Source organism: Larsenimonas suaedae, from assembly GCF_023712105.1.
In the GTDB taxonomy this organism is placed as follows: Bacteria; Pseudomonadota; Gammaproteobacteria; order Pseudomonadales; family Halomonadaceae; genus Larsenimonas; species Larsenimonas suaedae.
This window is the reverse complement of record NZ_JAMLJI010000004.1, coordinates 1-16,300: the sequence shown is the minus strand read 5'-3', so window position 1 is coordinate 16,300 and position 16,300 is coordinate 1. Positions and strand designations below refer to the sequence as shown.

The 16,300-nt window shown below is 57.9% G+C and carries 14 protein-coding genes; 11 read left to right on the top strand and 3 right to left on the bottom strand.

Annotation, left to right across the window (positions count from 1 at the left end; translation table 11 throughout):
• The first annotated feature begins 199 nt into the window (after positions 1–199).
• A complete protein-coding gene (locus tag NAT49_RS11810; protein ID WP_251594439.1) occupies positions 200–1,195 on the top strand; it encodes a LacI family DNA-binding transcriptional regulator in 996 nt (331 codons plus the stop codon).
• A 64-nt stretch (positions 1,196–1,259) separates the two neighbouring features.
• Here the strand turns inward: NAT49_RS11810 and cysZ are convergent, their stop codons facing one another.
• Positions 1,260–2,012, bottom strand: coding sequence for a sulfate transporter CysZ (gene cysZ / locus NAT49_RS11805; protein ID WP_251594437.1), 753 nt, complete (start codon positions 2,010–2,012; stop codon positions 1,260–1,262).
• A 133-nt stretch (positions 2,013–2,145) separates the two neighbouring features.
• Here cysZ and NAT49_RS11800 point away from each other — a divergent pair, with 133 nt between their 5' ends.
• The 7 genes from NAT49_RS11800 (at position 2,146) to NAT49_RS11770 (ending at position 10,254) form a co-directional block, all read left to right on the top strand.
• A complete protein-coding gene (locus NAT49_RS11800; RefSeq protein ID WP_251594434.1) occupies positions 2,146–2,925 on the top strand; it encodes a DeoR/GlpR family DNA-binding transcription regulator in 780 nt (259 codons plus the stop codon).
• 36 nt (positions 2,926–2,961) lie between these two features.
• Positions 2,962–4,800: a glutamine--fructose-6-phosphate transaminase (isomerizing) gene (gene glmS / locus NAT49_RS11795; RefSeq protein WP_251594433.1), complete on the top strand. Its 1,839-nt coding sequence runs from the start codon at positions 2,962–2,964 to the stop codon at positions 4,798–4,800.
• A 119-nt stretch (positions 4,801–4,919) separates the two neighbouring features.
• On the top strand, positions 4,920–5,780 hold the full coding sequence (gene pdxY, locus NAT49_RS11790; RefSeq protein ID WP_251594431.1) for a pyridoxal kinase PdxY: 861 nt from the start codon (positions 4,920–4,922) through the stop codon (positions 5,778–5,780).
• Positions 5,780–6,649, top strand: coding sequence for a DUF72 domain-containing protein (locus tag NAT49_RS11785; RefSeq protein WP_251594429.1), 870 nt, complete (start codon positions 5,780–5,782; stop codon positions 6,647–6,649). Before pdxY ends, NAT49_RS11785 begins: the two co-directional genes overlap by 1 nt.
• Before the next feature lie 329 nt (positions 6,650–6,978).
• Positions 6,979–8,352, top strand: coding sequence for a sodium-dependent transporter (locus NAT49_RS11780; protein ID WP_251594426.1), 1,374 nt, complete (start codon positions 6,979–6,981; stop codon positions 8,350–8,352).
• 197 nt (positions 8,353–8,549) lie between these two features.
• Positions 8,550–9,368 carry a motility protein A gene (locus NAT49_RS11775; RefSeq protein WP_251595245.1) on the top strand — a complete coding sequence of 273 codons (819 nt, stop codon included), beginning with the start codon at positions 8,550–8,552 and terminating at the stop codon, positions 9,366–9,368.
• Entirely contained in the window at positions 9,349–10,254 is a 906-nt protein-coding gene (locus NAT49_RS11770; RefSeq protein ID WP_251594425.1) for an OmpA/MotB family protein, read from the top strand. Before NAT49_RS11775 ends, NAT49_RS11770 begins: the two co-directional genes overlap by 20 nt.
• Before the next feature lie 16 nt (positions 10,255–10,270).
• Here the strand turns inward: NAT49_RS11770 and NAT49_RS11765 are convergent, their stop codons facing one another.
• Complete coding sequence (locus NAT49_RS11765) at positions 10,271–10,489, bottom strand: PA3496 family putative envelope integrity protein (RefSeq protein ID WP_251594423.1); 219 nt, start codon at positions 10,487–10,489, stop codon at positions 10,271–10,273.
• Between the two features lie 235 nt (positions 10,490–10,724).
• Here NAT49_RS11765 and hexR point away from each other — a divergent pair, with 235 nt between their 5' ends.
• From hexR to phoU, 3 genes are all read left to right on the top strand, one after another.
• On the top strand, positions 10,725–11,588 hold the full coding sequence (gene hexR, locus NAT49_RS11760) for a transcriptional regulator HexR (RefSeq protein WP_251594421.1): 864 nt from the start codon (positions 10,725–10,727) through the stop codon (positions 11,586–11,588).
• 50 nt (positions 11,589–11,638) lie between these two features.
• Positions 11,639–13,828, top strand: coding sequence for a DNA helicase II (uvrD, locus tag NAT49_RS11755; RefSeq protein WP_251594419.1), 2,190 nt, complete (start codon positions 11,639–11,641; stop codon positions 13,826–13,828).
• A gap of 88 nt (positions 13,829–13,916) precedes the next feature.
• Positions 13,917–14,639: a phosphate signaling complex protein PhoU gene (phoU, locus tag NAT49_RS11750; RefSeq protein ID WP_251594418.1), complete on the top strand. Its 723-nt coding sequence runs from the start codon at positions 13,917–13,919 to the stop codon at positions 14,637–14,639.
• 86 nt (positions 14,640–14,725) lie between these two features.
• Here the strand turns inward: phoU and glmU are convergent, their stop codons facing one another.
• Positions 14,726–16,081 (bottom strand): bifunctional UDP-N-acetylglucosamine diphosphorylase/glucosamine-1-phosphate N-acetyltransferase GlmU, encoded by a 1,356-nt coding sequence (gene glmU, locus NAT49_RS11745; RefSeq protein ID WP_251594416.1) that lies wholly within the window; start codon positions 16,079–16,081, stop codon positions 14,726–14,728.
• Positions 16,082–16,300: the final 219 nt, after the last annotated feature.

Below are 16,300 nucleotides of genomic sequence, written 5' to 3'. Positions count from 1 at the left end.
CCCCTTAAAATAAAATTGTAACCGGTTACAGCGCGATAGAATGTAGGTTTTCAGCAGTAAACTGGTCAATCAGACCAAAGTTGACGCTTCAGGCGTTGGCGTGGAATCTATGAGCCTTACCCTGAAATCCGTTAAGCTTGTCCTGAACGGAAATCAATGGCTCGCACGTGGGGAAATGCAGTGAACGCAGGCGGCTTTCATGTCTAATATTCGCAAGGTAGCCGAGCTTGCCGGGGTCTCGGTCGCGACGGTGTCACGGAGTCTGGCTACACCCGAGATGGTCTCACCCAAAACGCGTGCCAAGGTGCTGGATGCGGTCGAACGCGCGGGGTACAGACCCAATCAGATGGCCGTCAAGTTTCGCTCACAGCGCACCCATAACCTGGTCGTGCTGGTGCCAACGATTGCCAATACATTCTATGCCCGCGTCATCAGCGGCATTCAGGAAACGGCGCGAAAGGCCGGATACAGCGTCCTGCTGTGCAATACCCAAGGGCAGGATGAGGTTGAACGCGACTATGCAAGGCTTGTGTCGTCGCGACAGGCGGATGGGATAATCCAGCTACGGGCGTTCAATCCGTTTTCAGACGACGACCCCACCCCACCCATGGTCAACGCCTGTGAGCTTTTGGATAACGCCCCGTGCCCAACCGTTGGCATCGATAACCGTGGCGCCACCTACGAGCTGACACGGCATCTTATCGAGCTGGGCCATCGCCGCATCGCGATGATCCAGGGCCCCGGCCAGAGCCCTCTGACTCGAGAACGAAATGCAGGCTATCAAGAGGCGCTCGAGGCCGCAGGACTCGAGGCCGACCCCGGCCTGTTTCTGCCAGGCAACTTCACCCCGCGCTCCGGATTCGAGGCCGCCAGGCACCTGGTCGATCATGCGAACCGCCCAACAGCGGTCGTCTGCGAAAGCGATGAAATGGCGATTGGCGCCGTTCAATGTTTCAAGGAAGCCGGGCTTCGCGTGCCGGGGGACATCTCGGTCGCGGGATTCGATGACATCGAGTTTGCCTCATTCATCGACCCGCCGCTTACCACCATCTCGCAGCCGGCCGAACGGTTCGGCCAGGAAGCCGTTGCCCGGCTGATTGAGGTCATCGAAGGCAAGAGAAACGTAACGCCTCATCAAACGCTTCCCCATCGGCTGGTAATTCGGCGCAGCACCGCCGCTGCGCCGCCCCGGTAATCATTCCAGTATCGCCTTGAACAGGGGGGCCGGGGTGCGGCGATAACCCCTAATCAAAGCCTGATCATCGCGCGCTCTTTTGTACCGGCTTGGCATCGTGAGGAAGCAGCGCGCAGTAATGACGGTTCCACATCATGACCGCGGCGGCGACCGCCGCCGGCATCATCAAAAGATTCACCAACGGAATCATGAGCCCAAGTGTGACGACGCCACCGAACGTCAGGGATTGCCACCATTTCGTCCGAAGGCGACCGCGCATGTCGGTAAAGCTGACGCGATGAAGGTCCATCGGATAATCCAGATATTGAATCGCCATGCTCCAGGCCGAAAACAGTGCCCATAGAAAGGGGGCTGCCACGTTGATGACGGGGATGAACCCAATCACGACCAGGACAGCCACGCGAGGCAGGAAGTACCCAAGCTTCTTGAGTTCTCGCCCAAGGCTATCGAGGGCCTGGCGCGTGAGGCTTCGGGGGTCATTGATCGGGCGCCCCGTCAGTTCTTCATCCAGACGCTCGGCAAGAAAGCCGTAAAAGGGCGCCGCGATCAACGTGGCAAACAGGTTGAAGGTATAGAACGCGACGATCAGCAGCGAGACCACCACCAGCGGCCAGATCAACCACTCAAGCCATGAAAGCCACGCCGGCACCTGCGCCATCCAGTAGTCCATCCAACCGCCGAACTGGGTAAAGAGCCAGCCAAGCAGCAGGCTGTACACCACCAGATTAAGCAGCAGCGGCACCACAACGTAGCGCCGACATCCGGGCTTCAGCACCATCCGAAGCCCTTTTTCCAACATGCCTACCGATTCAAGCATAGCGTTGCCTTCCTTTTATCGGGATCTGATACGACCAGGCTTTTGTGCCTATTGTCGCATTTACAAAATCGAGCGTTGAATTTTTCTTTCGAAGTAATCATTATTACTTTCATCTCAAAACAAGGCAGTCATCGTGACGGAAGTGCTAGCCAAGCGAAACACCCCGCAACGCCGACGCAGTATCGTGGAGTTCGTCAACGCCCAGCAAGAAGCGAGCGTCGATGAACTCGCGCGCCGTTTTCATACCTCAGAGGTCACTATCCGCAAGGATCTGGCGGCGCTCGAGAAAAACGGCCTGCTGCTCAGACGCTACGGTGGCGCGATTCCCCTGCCGTCTGAACTGGCCGAACAGCCGCCTCGACTTTCAAAGCAGAAGCAGGCCATTGCGCGTGCCGCAGCGGCAACCATCAAGGATCATAACCGCCTGATCATCGACAGTGGGAGTACGACAGCGGCACTGATTCCGCTGCTCGAACCCCTGATGGGTCTGGTCGTCATGACGAACTCACTCTCGATCGCCCACCAGCTTCGCGGGCTCGAGCGCGAACCGACGCTCCTGATGACCGGCGGTACCTGGGATCCGCACTCGGAATCGTTTCAGGGTCAGGTCGCCGAAGGCGTGCTCAAGGCCTACGATTTCGATCAGCTCTTTATCGGGGCAGACGGCATCGATGTCGAACGGGGTACTACCACGTTCAACGAGCTGCTGGGGTTATCTCAGGTCATGGCGGAAACCGCACGCGAGGTGGTGGTGATGGCGGAATCCGACAAGGTCGGTCGGCGCATGCACAATCTCGAACTGCCCTGGTCCTGCATTGATGTCTTCATCACCGATGACGGTCTCAGTGACGGCCATCTAGAATCCATTGCAACACACGGTGTTCGAGTCATTCGTGCGTCCACCACGCACTGAACCGCATCGTGTCCATCAAGAACAAGGAGTGTACTTATGTGTGGCATCGTTGGCGCCATGGCTCAACGCCAGGTTCAAAACATCCTGCTGGAAGGCCTCAAGCGACTGGAATATCGGGGCTATGATTCCGCCGGTATGGCGATTCTCGACGATCAGGCCACGCTGAATCGCACCCGTGCGATGGGCAAGGTTGCCGCGCTCGAAGACAAGCTTCTGGAAAGCGCCCTGTCCGGTCACGCCGGCATCGCGCATACCCGTTGGGCCACCCACGGCCGGCCGTCCGAGCACAACGCGCATCCGCATCAGTCCGGTGACAAGCTGGCCGTAGTGCACAATGGCATTATCGAAAACTTCGAAGCCATCAAGGAATCGCTCGAAGGCGAAGGCTACGTTTTCACGTCAGAGACCGACACCGAAGTTATCGCCCACCTGCTGGCCCGTGAGTTCGATAAAACCGGCGATCTGCTCGAAGCAGTTCAAAACATTGTCAGTGGCCTTGATGGCGCCTATGCGCTCGGCGTCATTCACGCCGACCAGCCCGACACCCTGATCGGCGCTCGCAAGGGCAGCCCGCTGGTCGTGGGCGTCGGTATCGAGGAAGCTTTCCTGGCCTCCGACCCGCTGGCACTGCTGCAAGTCACCGACCGCTTCATCTATCTGCAGGAAGGCGATGTGGTTCGCCTGCGTCATCAGGGCAATATTCAGGTCTTCGATCACGCCGGTGAGCAGGTGTCCCGTGAAATCACCAAGTTCGAGCACGGTGACGGCGCGGCCTCAAAAGGCAACTATCGCCACTTCATGCTGAAAGAGATTCACGAGCAGGCAAGCGTCATCGCCGCCACGCTTGAAGGCCGTCTCAGCGATCACCACGTGTTTCCGCGCTGCTTTGGCGCCGACGCTGACGACATGCTGTCTCACGTCAAAAACATCCAGATCGTCGCCTGCGGCACCAGCTATCATGCGGGGCTCGTTGCACGTTACTGGATCGAGAAACTGGCCGGCATCCCGACTCAGGTCGAAGTGGCCTCGGAATACCGCTACCGCGAGGTGGTCGTGCCCGAAGGCACGCTGTTCGTGACCCTGTCTCAATCCGGTGAAACCGCCGATACACTCGCCGCATTGCGCTACGCCGCCAGCAAGGGCGGGTATCTGGCAAGCCTTGCCATCTGTAACGTTCCGGGCAGCTCGCTGGTGCGGGAATCCGATTTGTGCCTGATGACCCATGCCGGCCCTGAAATCGGTGTGGCTTCGACCAAGGCCTTCACTTCACAGCTCATCTCCATGATGCTTTTGACGCTGGCACTTCGAAACGTCAAACAAGGCGATGACGACGTTCAGGCCGACATCGTCAAGGCACTCCGCGCCCTGCCGGGCCTTTTTGAGAAAGGCCTTGCGATGGATGGGGCGATCGAGAAGCTGTCTGCGGCGTTTGCCGAGAAGCATCACGCCCTGTTCCTTGGCCGTGGCCCGATGTTCCCGATCGCGCTTGAAGGTGCGCTGAAGCTCAAGGAAATTTCCTACATCCACGCTGAAGCGTACCCGGCAGGCGAGCTGAAACATGGCCCGCTGGCCCTGGTCGATGCCGATATGCCGGTCATCGCGGTGGCGCCGAACGATGAGCTGCTCGAAAAGCTCAAATCGAACCTGCAGGAAGTTCGCGCCCGTGGTGGCGAGCTGTTCGTGTTCGCCGACGAGCACGTAAGCTTCAAGGAAGACGATCACGTGCACGTGATGCGCCTGCCGGCGGTCGATGAACACGTCGCACCGCTTCTATATACGCTGCCGCTGCAGCTGCTGTCCTATCATGTGGCCGTGTTGAAAGGCACCGATGTGGACCAGCCCCGTAACCTCGCCAAGAGCGTTACGGTCGAGTAAGCCCCCCAGGCTTAGCCTTTAAAGCCTCGGCGCCGCACTCTGCGGCGTCGAGGCTTTATACTTGGTGCGATCCTCGGCATAGTGCAGGACTCACTCACTGCCTTAGTCGCTTATCCGCCATGCCTCATCTGCTCTCCATTCAAAGCCACGTCGCCTTCGGTCATGTCGGCAATCGCGCTGCGGTTTTTCCGCTTCAGCGCCTGGGCTTCGATGTTTCGGCCCTGCATACCGTCCAGTTTTCAAACCACACGGGTTACGGCCATTTTTCGGGCACGGTCTTTTCACCGGATCACCTGCTCGAGGTATTGAATGGCATGGAAACCCTCGGGGCACTTTCGAACATGACCGCGCTTTTGAGCGGGTACCTGGGCGATGAGCATACCGGTGACGTGGTACTGACGGCACTCGAGCGCATTCGCCGTCATCACCCTGATGCGATCTACTGCTGCGATCCGGTCATGGGCGATGTCGGGCGCGGCTTTTTCGTAAAAGATGGATTGCCCGACTGGATTCGCGAACACGCGATCCCTCGCGCCACCATCACCACACCCAATCAGTTCGAACTGGGCTTTCTCACCGGCACTACGATTGAAACGCGTCAGGATGCGCTCGAGGCGACCCGCGCGCTGCGCGCACGAGGGCCTGCCGAGGTGGTAGTAACCTCACTCGACATCGACGAATTGCCCGAGGGGCACATCGCGATGATGGTCGATACGGCCGAAGGCAGCTGGGAGCTGGCCACGCCCCGGCTTCATTTTGAAACCCCGCCGAACGGGGCAGGCGATCTGACCAGTGCGCTGTATCTGGCGCATCGCATGAACGCACTTGCCCCGGAAGACGCTCTGGCACGCACGGCGGCGTCCGTGTATGACGTGTTCTCGGCGACGTTCGCGTCGGGCGAACGCGAACTTCAACTGATCGCGGCGCAGGAGTCACTCGTCAAGCCGTCGCATCCGTTCGCGCCTCGACGCGTTCGCTGATGACCGATTATCCAGCGGCCCCGCTAAGACTTGGCCTTCCCATGTGGTCGTATGAGGAGTGGAAAGGTCACTTCCTGGCCCGAACGACCCCGATGCAGCATGCGCTCGAGGAGTACGCGAGCGTATTCGGTGCAGTTGAAGGAAACACCACATTCTACAGCGGCACACCGGCTCAGCGGACATTGGAGAACTGGGCGGCCCAAACCCCGGAGACGTTTCGATTCTGCTTTAAACTGCCTCAGCTTCTAACGCACGAACGCCGCCTGAACGACATCGATGGCTGCCTGGCGTTTCTCGAGGCACTTAGAGTTCTGGGGCCGCGCATCGGCCCGGTGATGGTGCAACTGCCACGGGATTTCGGCGCCAGTGAGCTTTTAAAGCTCGAGCGACTGCTTGCACGCTGGCCCGACGATATCGGGTGTGCTATCGAGGTACGGGCGCTCGAATTTTTCCACAAGGGCGATGCCGAGCGTCAACTCAACCGATTGTTGATAACTTTCAATGCCGATCGAGTGATGCTGGACGTACGTCCGCTATTTTCAAGCACGGATGTTTCCAATCGAGGCTTGACAAAAGCGCAACAGGAAAAACCTCGACGCCCGCTGCATGTGCTCTCCACAGGCGACCACCCCATCGTTCGCTTCATCGGTCACTTCGATGAGAAAGCGAACACTCACTTTTTTGAACCGTGGATTTCTCAGCTGAACCTGTGGATAAATCAGGGGAAAAAACCTTATTTCTTCGTTCACACCCCCGATAACATCCTGGCCCCGGCCTGGGCGCGCACATTCTGGAACAGGTTGAGTGAGACCGTGGTGCTGCCTGAATTACCGGAATTCCCCGCCGATAAACAAACGTCGCTCTTTTGAACGCGTGATGAGCGCCATCAGACACTTAATCAAAAAACGACGCCATCGTGCTATCAACGTGACGTTATCTTGAATAAACCGCCCGATATTGCGCGGAGCTCTTTTGAGAGTTCATGCTTAAAGTGCCCGGGCGGCTTGGCGTATACTTCGCGCCACTGCTTCTTGATCATGGCATCGAGCCAAGGTGCCATGTGGTTAAAGGCGATTACCCGCGCCGATCAGAAGCGTTATGCAAGCCTATATGCAGGATCCATACTGGCTTGGTGACATAACAAACATAACAACAGAGGCGGTCGTGAGGACGCGCCTTCGACAAACAGGGTGAAGTGATGTCTCAAAAATCCCATACCCACGCGCAGTGGTCTTCTCGTGTTGCGTTTTTGCTGGCTGCGGTCGGGTCGTCTGTCGGCCTGGGCAACATCTGGAAATTCCCGTACATGACCGGCGAAAGCGGCGGTGGCGCGTTCGTGCTGGTCTATCTGATCTGTATCGCGCTGATCGGTTTGCCGATTTTGATGTCCGAGTGGATGCTCGGCCGGCTCGGACAGAAAAACCCCATGTCGACCATGCAGCAGATTTCAGGCCGCCTGAAACGCTCACCGGCCTGGGCGCTGGTCGGACTCGCCGGTATTCTCGGCGCGTATCTGATCCTTTCCTTTTATAGCGTGATCGGTGGCTGGGCATTGGCCTACGTGAAGTACGCCGTGACCAACACCTTCGGCGGGCTGGACAATGACAGCGTCGGCGGCCTCTTTGGTGGACTGCTTGAAAGCCCCACGGCGCTTCTGGGCTGGCACAGCGTCTTCATGATCATGACGGTCGGGGTCGTCATCGGCGGTGTCGCGGGCGGTCTCGAGCGAGCGGCCAAGACATTGATGCCGGCACTTGGCATCCTTTTGCTGGTCATGGTGCTCTACGCCGCGACCACGCCCGGTTTTGCAGAGGGCGCGTCGTACCTTTTGATGCCGGATCTATCGAAACTGACCGGCGAAACGGTACTTGCCGCACTGGGACACGCGTTTTTCACGCTAAGCCTTGGCATGGGCATCATGATGGCGTACGGCTCGTATCTGTCGGATGATGTCAACATCGGCCGCACGGCCGTCGTTGTTGCGGTCATGGATACCGTCATCGCGCTGATGGCCGGTCTTGCGATCTTCCCGATCGTGTTCAGTAACGGCCTCGACGCTGCTGCCGGCCCCGGCCTGATTTTCCAGACGCTGCCACTCGCGTTCGGGCAGATGTCCGGAGGCTGGTTCTTCGGCATTTTATTCTTCGTTTTGCTGGTGTTCGCCGCCTGGACATCGTCGATTTCACTGTTGGAACCAATCGTTGAGTGGCTTGAAGAGAAAAGCCCGCTGAGCCGAACCGGGGCCACCATCGCCGCCGGCCTTGCGACCTGGGCACTGGGGATCGCCACCGTGCTGTCGTTCAACCTCTGGTCGGGCGTTCATCCGCTGGGCGTGTTCGCGATGTTTGAGGGTAAAACCATCTTCGATCTGCTGGATTATCTGACCAGCAAGATCATGCTGCCGCTGACGGGGCTGGCCACTATTATATTCGTGGGCTGGTACATGCAGCGCGACGAGCTCAGAACCCAGCTCAACATGTCGAGCGGTGCGTTCTCGGTCTGGTACGCCATTTCGCGCTTCATTACGCCAATTGGTGTGGCGGCCGTGTTCATCTTCGGCTTGCTGCACTGAGTTAGCCGCGACGCTGCGACTCAAGGGTCGACACGTTCTGCCGATAAGGCGGGCTTGTCGGCCCTTTTTCTTGGCCTGACGTTCATGCCTGGTTGGATAGGATAGCCCTACCGTCTTGATGACTACCTCCACCGAGGTATGGGGCTTTCATGTCAAACAAACTGACTTCTTCCGTGCTTAAACTCAGCCGACTTCCGATCAATGCCTCGACGCTCATCGGGCTGTCCGTCGGTGTGTTGCTCCTGGTGGCCGTTCTGGCCTATGGCGCTGACTCTCCCCTTGCCTTCCTGAATATTCCCGGTCTATCGATCGTGATCGCCGGCACGCTGGCGGCAACCTTTCTGAGCTTTCCGCTGAAGGAACTCTCGCGTGTGTTTTCATCGCTTCCGGCCATCTTTCGCCGTGAAGACGACCACGTGCAGGAAGACATCGCCGAGCTTGTGAATCTGTCTCGCCAGTGGATGCACGGTCAGGGGCGTAATATCGAAAAAATGCTGGAGCAGACCCGCAACCCGTTTCTGAAAACCGGCATCAGTCTCGTCATCGACAACATCAAGGAAGAGGAGATTCTTGACCTTATGCGCTGGCGCATCGCCCGGCTCAAGGCGCGGGAACGGGCCGAAGCGCAGATCTTTCGCACCATGGCCGCCTACGCGCCGGCGTTCGGTATGCTGGGGACACTTGTGGGCCTTATCAACATGCTGAGCGTGATGGAAACCGGTGATATCTCCGTCATCGGCCCCAGCATGGGCATCGCGCTGCTGACGACCTTTTACGGCATTCTGCTGGCGAATCTGGTGTTCAAACCGATTGCGGTCAAGCTCGAACGCCGCACCGAGCGGCGCGTCATTACCATGAACATGGTGCTTGAAGGCGTCTCGATGCTGTGCCGCCGCCGACTGCCCTCCTTCATCGAGGCCACACTTCAGTCGTTCATCGCGGAATACCGCGATCAGGATGAACTCGGTGAACACCGTTCCATGGAGAAAGCCCCCCATGTTCGCCAAGCGTCTTGATGCTCAATCAGAGGTTGAACCCGTTCGGCGCGCCGGCGCCAAGCACGATGCGCTGGACGATGCCGAAAGCCCCATCGAGCAGGCCGGATGGCTCATAAGCTATCTGGACGTACTGACACTTCTGATCATGCTGTTCATCATCCTGCTGATGTTCAATCGGCCAGCGGATGAGCCGGAACCCCCGATCGAAGCGCCGATGACTGGCGGCATCATGCCCTTGCACCGGGGCATTCAACCGATGGTCAATGGCGAAGTGGTCGGGCCTGCGAAACCTGCACGTCAGGCCATCGTCGAAACGCCCGGGGAGCGGCCCGCGCCTTCTGCTCACGTCTTTGCGCTGTCTCCGGAAGCGCTTATGGCGGTGGGATTGGTCACAGCGCCCTCCAGCGCGTTCACACCTCCGATCACGCCGGCACGCAGCGCCGAGTCAGAGCCCACTCTGGCAAGCGAGTCCGTGCCGGCAGTGGATCGGCTCGAGGACATGTTCCCGGCGCTTGAGGGCGTACTGGTTAGCCCGACACCTCAGGGCGTTACCGTGCGCATTCAAAATCAGGTGCTTTTCTCAAGCGGTGACGTTGATATATCGGACAGCGGCGAGCGCTTGCTTGATAGGCTGGTGCCGGGACTCAGTCAGTTCAAGGGATCAATTTCGGTTGAAGGGCATACGGACAGTCGGCCAATTTCGACCGAGCGCTTCCCCTCGAACTGGGAGCTGTCGACGGCACGGGCAAGTTCGGTGGTGCGTTTGTTGAGAACGCGAGGGATTGATGGTGAGCGACTGCGTGCGGTCGGGTTGGCATCGACCCATCCTGTGGCCGACAATGACAAACCGTCCGGACGCGCCGAGAATCGACGCGTCGAGCTGGTGTTGAAAGCCCTGCCCTGACTTGGGCAGGGCAAGTTCAGGAGAGACGGCGTTTTCGTCGAGCCGCCTCTTCATTGATGTCTTTTAGATCGCGCTCCAAACGACGTTCTTCGCGATGCTGCTCGATGCCCTTGCGAGCCTTCACATACCGCATTTCTGCCGTTTGCTTGCGTTTTTCGTGTTGCTCGGCTTCAAGTGCCATATAAATGTCCAGAAGCTCGGCCTTGATGGTTGCAAGCTGTTCGCCCTTGTGCATGATCAACTCTCCCTTGGGGGATCTATGAACAGTGCCAACCGAACGACGGTTCTATCTGTTAAAAGGGCCTATCTAAAACAGCGTTTTCGCCTAACGTTAAGGTCCGTTTAACAGTACTATGTGACGCATCATCCGGACGGCTGTCTCGTCGTGAACGAGGCGCTGCAACATTACTATAGCGTTATTGACAGTATAATGACGTTAGCCGAGCCAAATTTATGCATTGGGAGCTACCGTGAGTCTTGCCCTGTTTGATGAGCTGAGGGAACGTCTGCCCGATTTCAGACGCTCCGAACAGAAGGTGGCGCGCTACGTGCTGCGCCACCCTGAAGAAGCCATCCACATGCGTATTGCCGACATCGCCAAGAACGCTGGCGTGAGCGAGCCCACCGTTATCCGCTTTTGCCGGGCACTGGGGTGCGACGGCTTCCAGGATTTCAAGCTGCGGCTGGCCCAGATGCTCGCAACCGGTGCGCAATTCGCTCAGTTTTCCATGGATGACAGCCACGATGTGGCTGAATTCACCAACGGTATCTTCGATTCAACCGTAGGTATTCTGCTGTCCGTCCGCGATCGAATGAATCCCGAGTCCATCAGTCAGGCCATTCACGCCCTGACCAACGCCAACCGGGTCGAATTCTATGGGTTCGGCGCATCCGGCGCCGTGGCCTCCGACGCGCAGCACAAGTTCTTCAGGCTTCAGGTTTCAACCGCCGCCTACGCTGACCCGCACATGCAGAACATGTCAGCGGTAACGCTTGGCGAAGGTGATGTGGTAGTGGCGATCTCACAGACCGGGCGCACAAGCTCACTGCTCAGCAGCGTCGATCTGGCGCGCGAGGCTGGCGCGACCGTCATCGGGCTCTGCCCCAAGAATTCCCCGCTGGCCCACGCGGTCAACCTGCCACTCTACATCGATGTGCGCGAAGACAGCGAAGTGTATACGCCGATGACCTCTCGTATCGTCCACCTGGTCGTAATCGATATTCTTGCGGTGGGCGTGGCAAAGTCGAAGGGCCCTCAGCTCGATGAAAAGGTCCGGGCGGTAAAACGCAGCCTCGCGCCACTGCGCGTGCCCGAGGGCAACAGCAACCACTGACGGGTATGGTAAGGTAAGGGCATTCAGTCACCTTCTGCCGACGGCCTTTCATGACGGATTCATCGCCTTTACTCGACGCCCTCAATTCGGACCAGTGCCGCGCCGTCAGCGCGCCGCAGGGCAACCTGCTGGTGCTTGCCGGCGCCGGTTCCGGCAAGACCCGGGTGCTGGTTCACCGCATCGCCTGGCTGATGCATAACGAGCACCTCTCCCCCTTTTCGATCATGGCGGTCACCTTTACCAACAAGGCCGCACGCGAGATGCGTACCCGTCTCGAAGCTCTGCTGGACGTCTCACTTCGAGGCATGTGGGTCGGCACCTTCCACTCGATTTCTCACCGACTGCTGCGCACTCACTGGCAGGATGCCAAGCTTCAAGAGCACTTTCAGATCATCGACCCCGATGATCAGCTTCGCTTGATCAAGCGGCTGATCAAGGAATACAACATCGACGATGAGCGTTATCCGCCCAAGCAGGTGATGTATTTCATTGGAGGCTGCAAGGAAGAAGGTCTTCGCCCGCCACAGATCGATGCGCACGGCGACAGCTACATGATGCAGATGGTGGAGCTCTACGAGCTTTATCAAGCGGCCTGCGAGCGTGGCGGGCTGGTCGATTTCGGCGAACTTCTGCTGAGAAGCCTGGAGCTTCTACGTGATAACCCGCGGCTTCTCGCTCATTATCAGGAGCGATTCGCGCATCTATTGGTCGATGAGTTTCAGGACACCAATACGCTCCAATACGCCTGGCTCAAGCTCCTAGCCGGCCAGCGTGAATGCCTGACGATCGTCGGGGATGATGATCAATCAATTTATGGATGGCGTGGCGCTCGGGTCGAGAACCTCGACCGGTTTCGAACCGAGTTTGCCAATACCGAGGTGGTTCGGCTAGAACGCAATTACCGCTCTACCAACGTCATCCTCGATGCTGCAAACCATCTGATTCGCAATAACGCCGGGCGCATGGGCAAGGAGCTTTGGACCGACGTCGACAACGGCGAAAAGATCGCCGTGTACTCCGGATTCAACGACCTGGATGAAGCACGCTTCATCGTCGACACCATTCAAAAACACGCCAAGAAGGGCATCTCGCGCAAGGACATCGCGATCCTTTATCGCTCAAATGCGCAGTCACGCGTATTGGAGGAGGCGCTTATTCGTGCAGGCGTGCCCTATCGCATCTACGGCGGACAGCGTTTCTACGAACGCCTCGAGATCAAGAACGCGCTGGCGTATCTGCGCCTTTTGATCAATCGCGACGATGACGCCTCGCTCGAGCGCATCATCAATGTTCCTGCCCGCGGCATCGGCACCCGCACGATCGAGCAGCTTCGCATGATCGCCCGTGAACAGGATATGTCACTGTGGCAGGCCCTGCATGAGGCGACGGCTCATAAGCTGCTCAAGGGTCGGGCGGCCAGTGCAGTCAGCCAGTTCACCGATCTGATCGAGTCGATGGACAACGACACCGCAGGCGTCAGTCTTCATGAACAGATCGATCATGTGATCACGACGACCGGTCTGGTCGAGCATCACCGGGCCGAAAAGGGTGAAAAGGGTCAGGCGCGCGTCGAAAACCTGCAGGAGCTGGTCAGCGCCGCCAAGAATACCGGCACCCAGGATCCATTTGCCGATACTGAGGCGCTGCCTGAGGCTGACAACGGCCTGGCGACGTTTCTGGCAGAAGCGGCACTCGATGCAGGTGATCATGAGGCCGGCGAATTCGAGGATGCCGTTCAGATGATGACATTACACTCGGCCAAGGGCCTTGAGTTTCCAGTGGTGTTCATCGCAGGCGTTGAAGAAGGCTTGTTTCCGCACAAGATGTCGCTCGAGGAACCCGGGCGGCTCGAGGAAGAGCGACGGCTCTGCTACGTTGGCGTCACGCGTGCCATGCAGCAACTCTACCTGACGCACGCGGAAATGCGCCGATTGCACGGCAAGGAAACCTATCAGCGCCCCTCTCGCTTTATCCGCGAACTGCCGGATGAGGCACTCGAGGAAATCCGCCTGCGGGGGCAGGTCTCGCGCCCGGTGTCACATCGGCCAACCCCAACCCAGGGCGCCAGGGCGTCGGGAACGCAGTTGAGCGTTGGCCAGCGCGTTCGCCATCCGATGTTCGGTGAGGGCATCATCATCGATGGTGAGGGTGAGGGTGACCGCGCTCGGGTGCATGTAAGCTTCGAAGAGCACGGTGACAAATGGCTGGTTCTGGGCTTTGCCAAGCTCGACGTGCTTTGAGTGTCAAACAATTGTCATATTGATCGAATAACATGTTCTGCCATTACTATGGCACTCAACCGCCTCTTTTATGGCAGCAGGATGAGTTATGGATATCGACAGCGGCCGGCACAGCCAACATATCTCCAGTCAGTTCAATCAGGAACTGGAGGCTTTGAAGACCCACCTGATGGCCATGGGCGGTTTGGTGGAACGGCAGGTTCAAGATGCCATCGACGCCCTGCTCGAAGGCCATGCGCATCAAGCCCAGGAAGTGTGCAGGAAGGATCAGGAAGTCAACGAAATGCAGCTGCGCATCGACGATGAGTGCACGCACATCATCGCTCGTCGTCAGCCGGCAGCATCTGACCTTCGACTTGTCCTGGCGGTGACCCGAACAGCTTCGGATCTCGAACGCATCGGCGATGAAGCTAACAAGATCGCGCGAAACGCGCTGTCTTTGATTGAGGAAGGCCACACCAATCACGGGTTTGTCGAAGTGCGACGTATCGGCCAGCAGGTCCGGGAGATGCTTAGAAACGCGCTGACCGCGTTTGCACGCTTTGATACGGAGTTGTCGATTCAGGTCCTGCATACTGACGAAGCGGTCGACAGTGAGTACCGAAGTTCAATGCGCTCGCTGGTCACCTTCATGATGGAAGACCCTCGCTCAATCGGGTCTATCCTTAATATCATGTGGGTACTTCGAGCATTGGAACGTATTGGCGATCACGCCAACAATCTGGCTGAATCCGTCATCTATCTGGTCAAGGGGCTGGATATTCGACACACCGACATCAGCGGTCTGGACACCAAGAAACTGGATTCCTGACACGCCGCTTCAGATGTCATCGTGCTCGATGGCATTCACGAGCATATAAAAAAGCCGGGGCTCAATGCCCCGGCTTTTTTTAGCGCTTACTTTTTGGCCGGTCTGACCCAGTCATTCTTCTCGACCTGACGACCACGCGCAATCGCAAGCGCATCTTCGCTGACCCGGTCAGTGATGGTAGAGCCCGCCGCGATGGTCGCGCCGTGACCAACGTCCACTGGCGCAACCAGCGCGGTGTTCGAGCCAATGAACGCGCCATTGCCAATAAGCGTCTTGTGTTTGTTGACGCCATCGTAATTGCACGTGATGGTGCCTGCGCCCACGTTCACATCGCTGCCAAGTTCAGCATCGCCAATGTAGCTCAGGTGATTGATCTTGCTGCCCTTTCCGACCTTGGCGTTCTTGGTCTCGACGAAATTGCCGACCTTGGCCTGATCGGCCAGCTCCGTCCCCGGCCGCAGGCGCGCAAACGGCCCAATCGTTGCCTCTTCACCAACCTGCGCCGACTCAACAATACTGTGCGCTGCAATGACTGTGTGCTGCTTGATAACACTGTTCTTGATAAGCGTATATGGCCCAACATGCACGCCATCTTCAAGCACCACGTCCCCTTCGAAGACGCAGCCTACGTCGATAAAGACGTCCTGACCAACGCTCAACCGGCCTCGGACATCAATGCGGTTTGGATCGGCAAGGCTTGCACCGCTGCGCATCAGTGTTTCAGCTTGTGCCTTCTGATGAATACGTTCCAGATGGGCGAGCTGAACACGATCATTTACGCCCTGTACCTCATGCTCGTTCATGGGTTCGGCGGTCGTGATGGCCACACCTTCGCCAGCTGCCATGGCGATGATGTCTGTCAGATAGTATTCGCCCTGGGCGTTGTTCGAGGAAAGCGCCGGAAGCCATTGCTTGAGCTTCTTGCCGGTTGTCGCAAGAATACCCGTGTTGCATTCCTGAATGGCCTTTTGCGCATCCGTCGCGTCCTTTTGCTCGACAATGGAAGTCACCGCGCCGTTTTCACGCACGATACGCCCATACCCGGACGGGTCATCAACGGTCACGGTTAAAAGGCCCAGATGATCGTCATCGACTTTCTCCAGCAGCGCGGCCAGCGTTTCCGACTTGATAAGCGGCACATCACCATAGAGCACCAATACCGGGCCATCGCCAAGATTCTCAAGCGTTTGGGCAACGGCATGGCCTGTTCCCTTTTGCTCTTTTTGAAGCGCAAAGCGGATGTTCTGATCCGAAAGTGTTTTCTCAACCCGTTCAGCGCCATGGCCAACCACAACATGCAACGTGGCCTCTCCGATGGATTTCGCGGCATCCACAACATGCTGAACCATCGGTTTACCTGCCAAGGGGTGTAGCACTTTAGGCAGGGTGGACTTCATGCGGCTTCCTTGCCCAGCGGCGAGTATGACGACATCAGTGGTCATGATTGGCGGTGCTCCTTGCGGCATCGTGAAAAAGAGCCTTTAGTGTACCAGCGATAAAGATATGTGGCTTGATGGCTGTGCGCACGCACGGCCCTGTATTTCAGGCATAAAAAAAGGCCCCGATCGACTGATCGGGGCCTTGGTATAGATGCCTGACGATGACCTACTCTCGCATGGAGAAGCTCCACACTACCATCGGCGCGGGGTGGTTTCACTTCC

Excerpts from the sequence above, each read along its gene's own strand:
- cysZ (WP_251594437.1), bottom strand. The coding sequence starts at position 2,012 with ATGCTTGAATCGGTAGGCATGTTGGAAAAAGGGCTTCGGATGGTGCTG.
- glmS (WP_251594433.1), top strand. The coding sequence starts at position 2,962 with ATGTGTGGCATCGTTGGCGCCATGGCTCAACGCCAGGTTCAAAACATC.
- NAT49_RS11765 (WP_251594423.1), bottom strand. The coding sequence starts at position 10,489 with ATGCACAAGGGCGAACAGCTTGCAACCATCAAGGCCGAGCTTCTGGAC.
- NAT49_RS11780 (WP_251594426.1), top strand. The coding sequence starts at position 6,979 with ATGTCTCAAAAATCCCATACCCACGCGCAGTGGTCTTCTCGTGTTGCG.
- NAT49_RS11785 (WP_251594429.1), top strand. The coding sequence starts at position 5,780 with ATGACCGATTATCCAGCGGCCCCGCTAAGACTTGGCCTTCCCATGTGG.
- pdxY (WP_251594431.1), top strand. The coding sequence starts at position 4,920 with ATGCCTCATCTGCTCTCCATTCAAAGCCACGTCGCCTTCGGTCATGTC.
- NAT49_RS11770 (WP_251594425.1), top strand. The coding sequence starts at position 9,349 with ATGTTCGCCAAGCGTCTTGATGCTCAATCAGAGGTTGAACCCGTTCGG.
- NAT49_RS11810 (WP_251594439.1), top strand. The coding sequence starts at position 200 with ATGTCTAATATTCGCAAGGTAGCCGAGCTTGCCGGGGTCTCGGTCGCG.
- glmU (WP_251594416.1), bottom strand. The coding sequence starts at position 16,081 with ATGACCACTGATGTCGTCATACTCGCCGCTGGGCAAGGAAGCCGCATG.
- uvrD (WP_251594419.1), top strand. The coding sequence starts at position 11,639 with ATGACGGATTCATCGCCTTTACTCGACGCCCTCAATTCGGACCAGTGC.
- phoU (WP_251594418.1), top strand. The coding sequence starts at position 13,917 with ATGGATATCGACAGCGGCCGGCACAGCCAACATATCTCCAGTCAGTTC.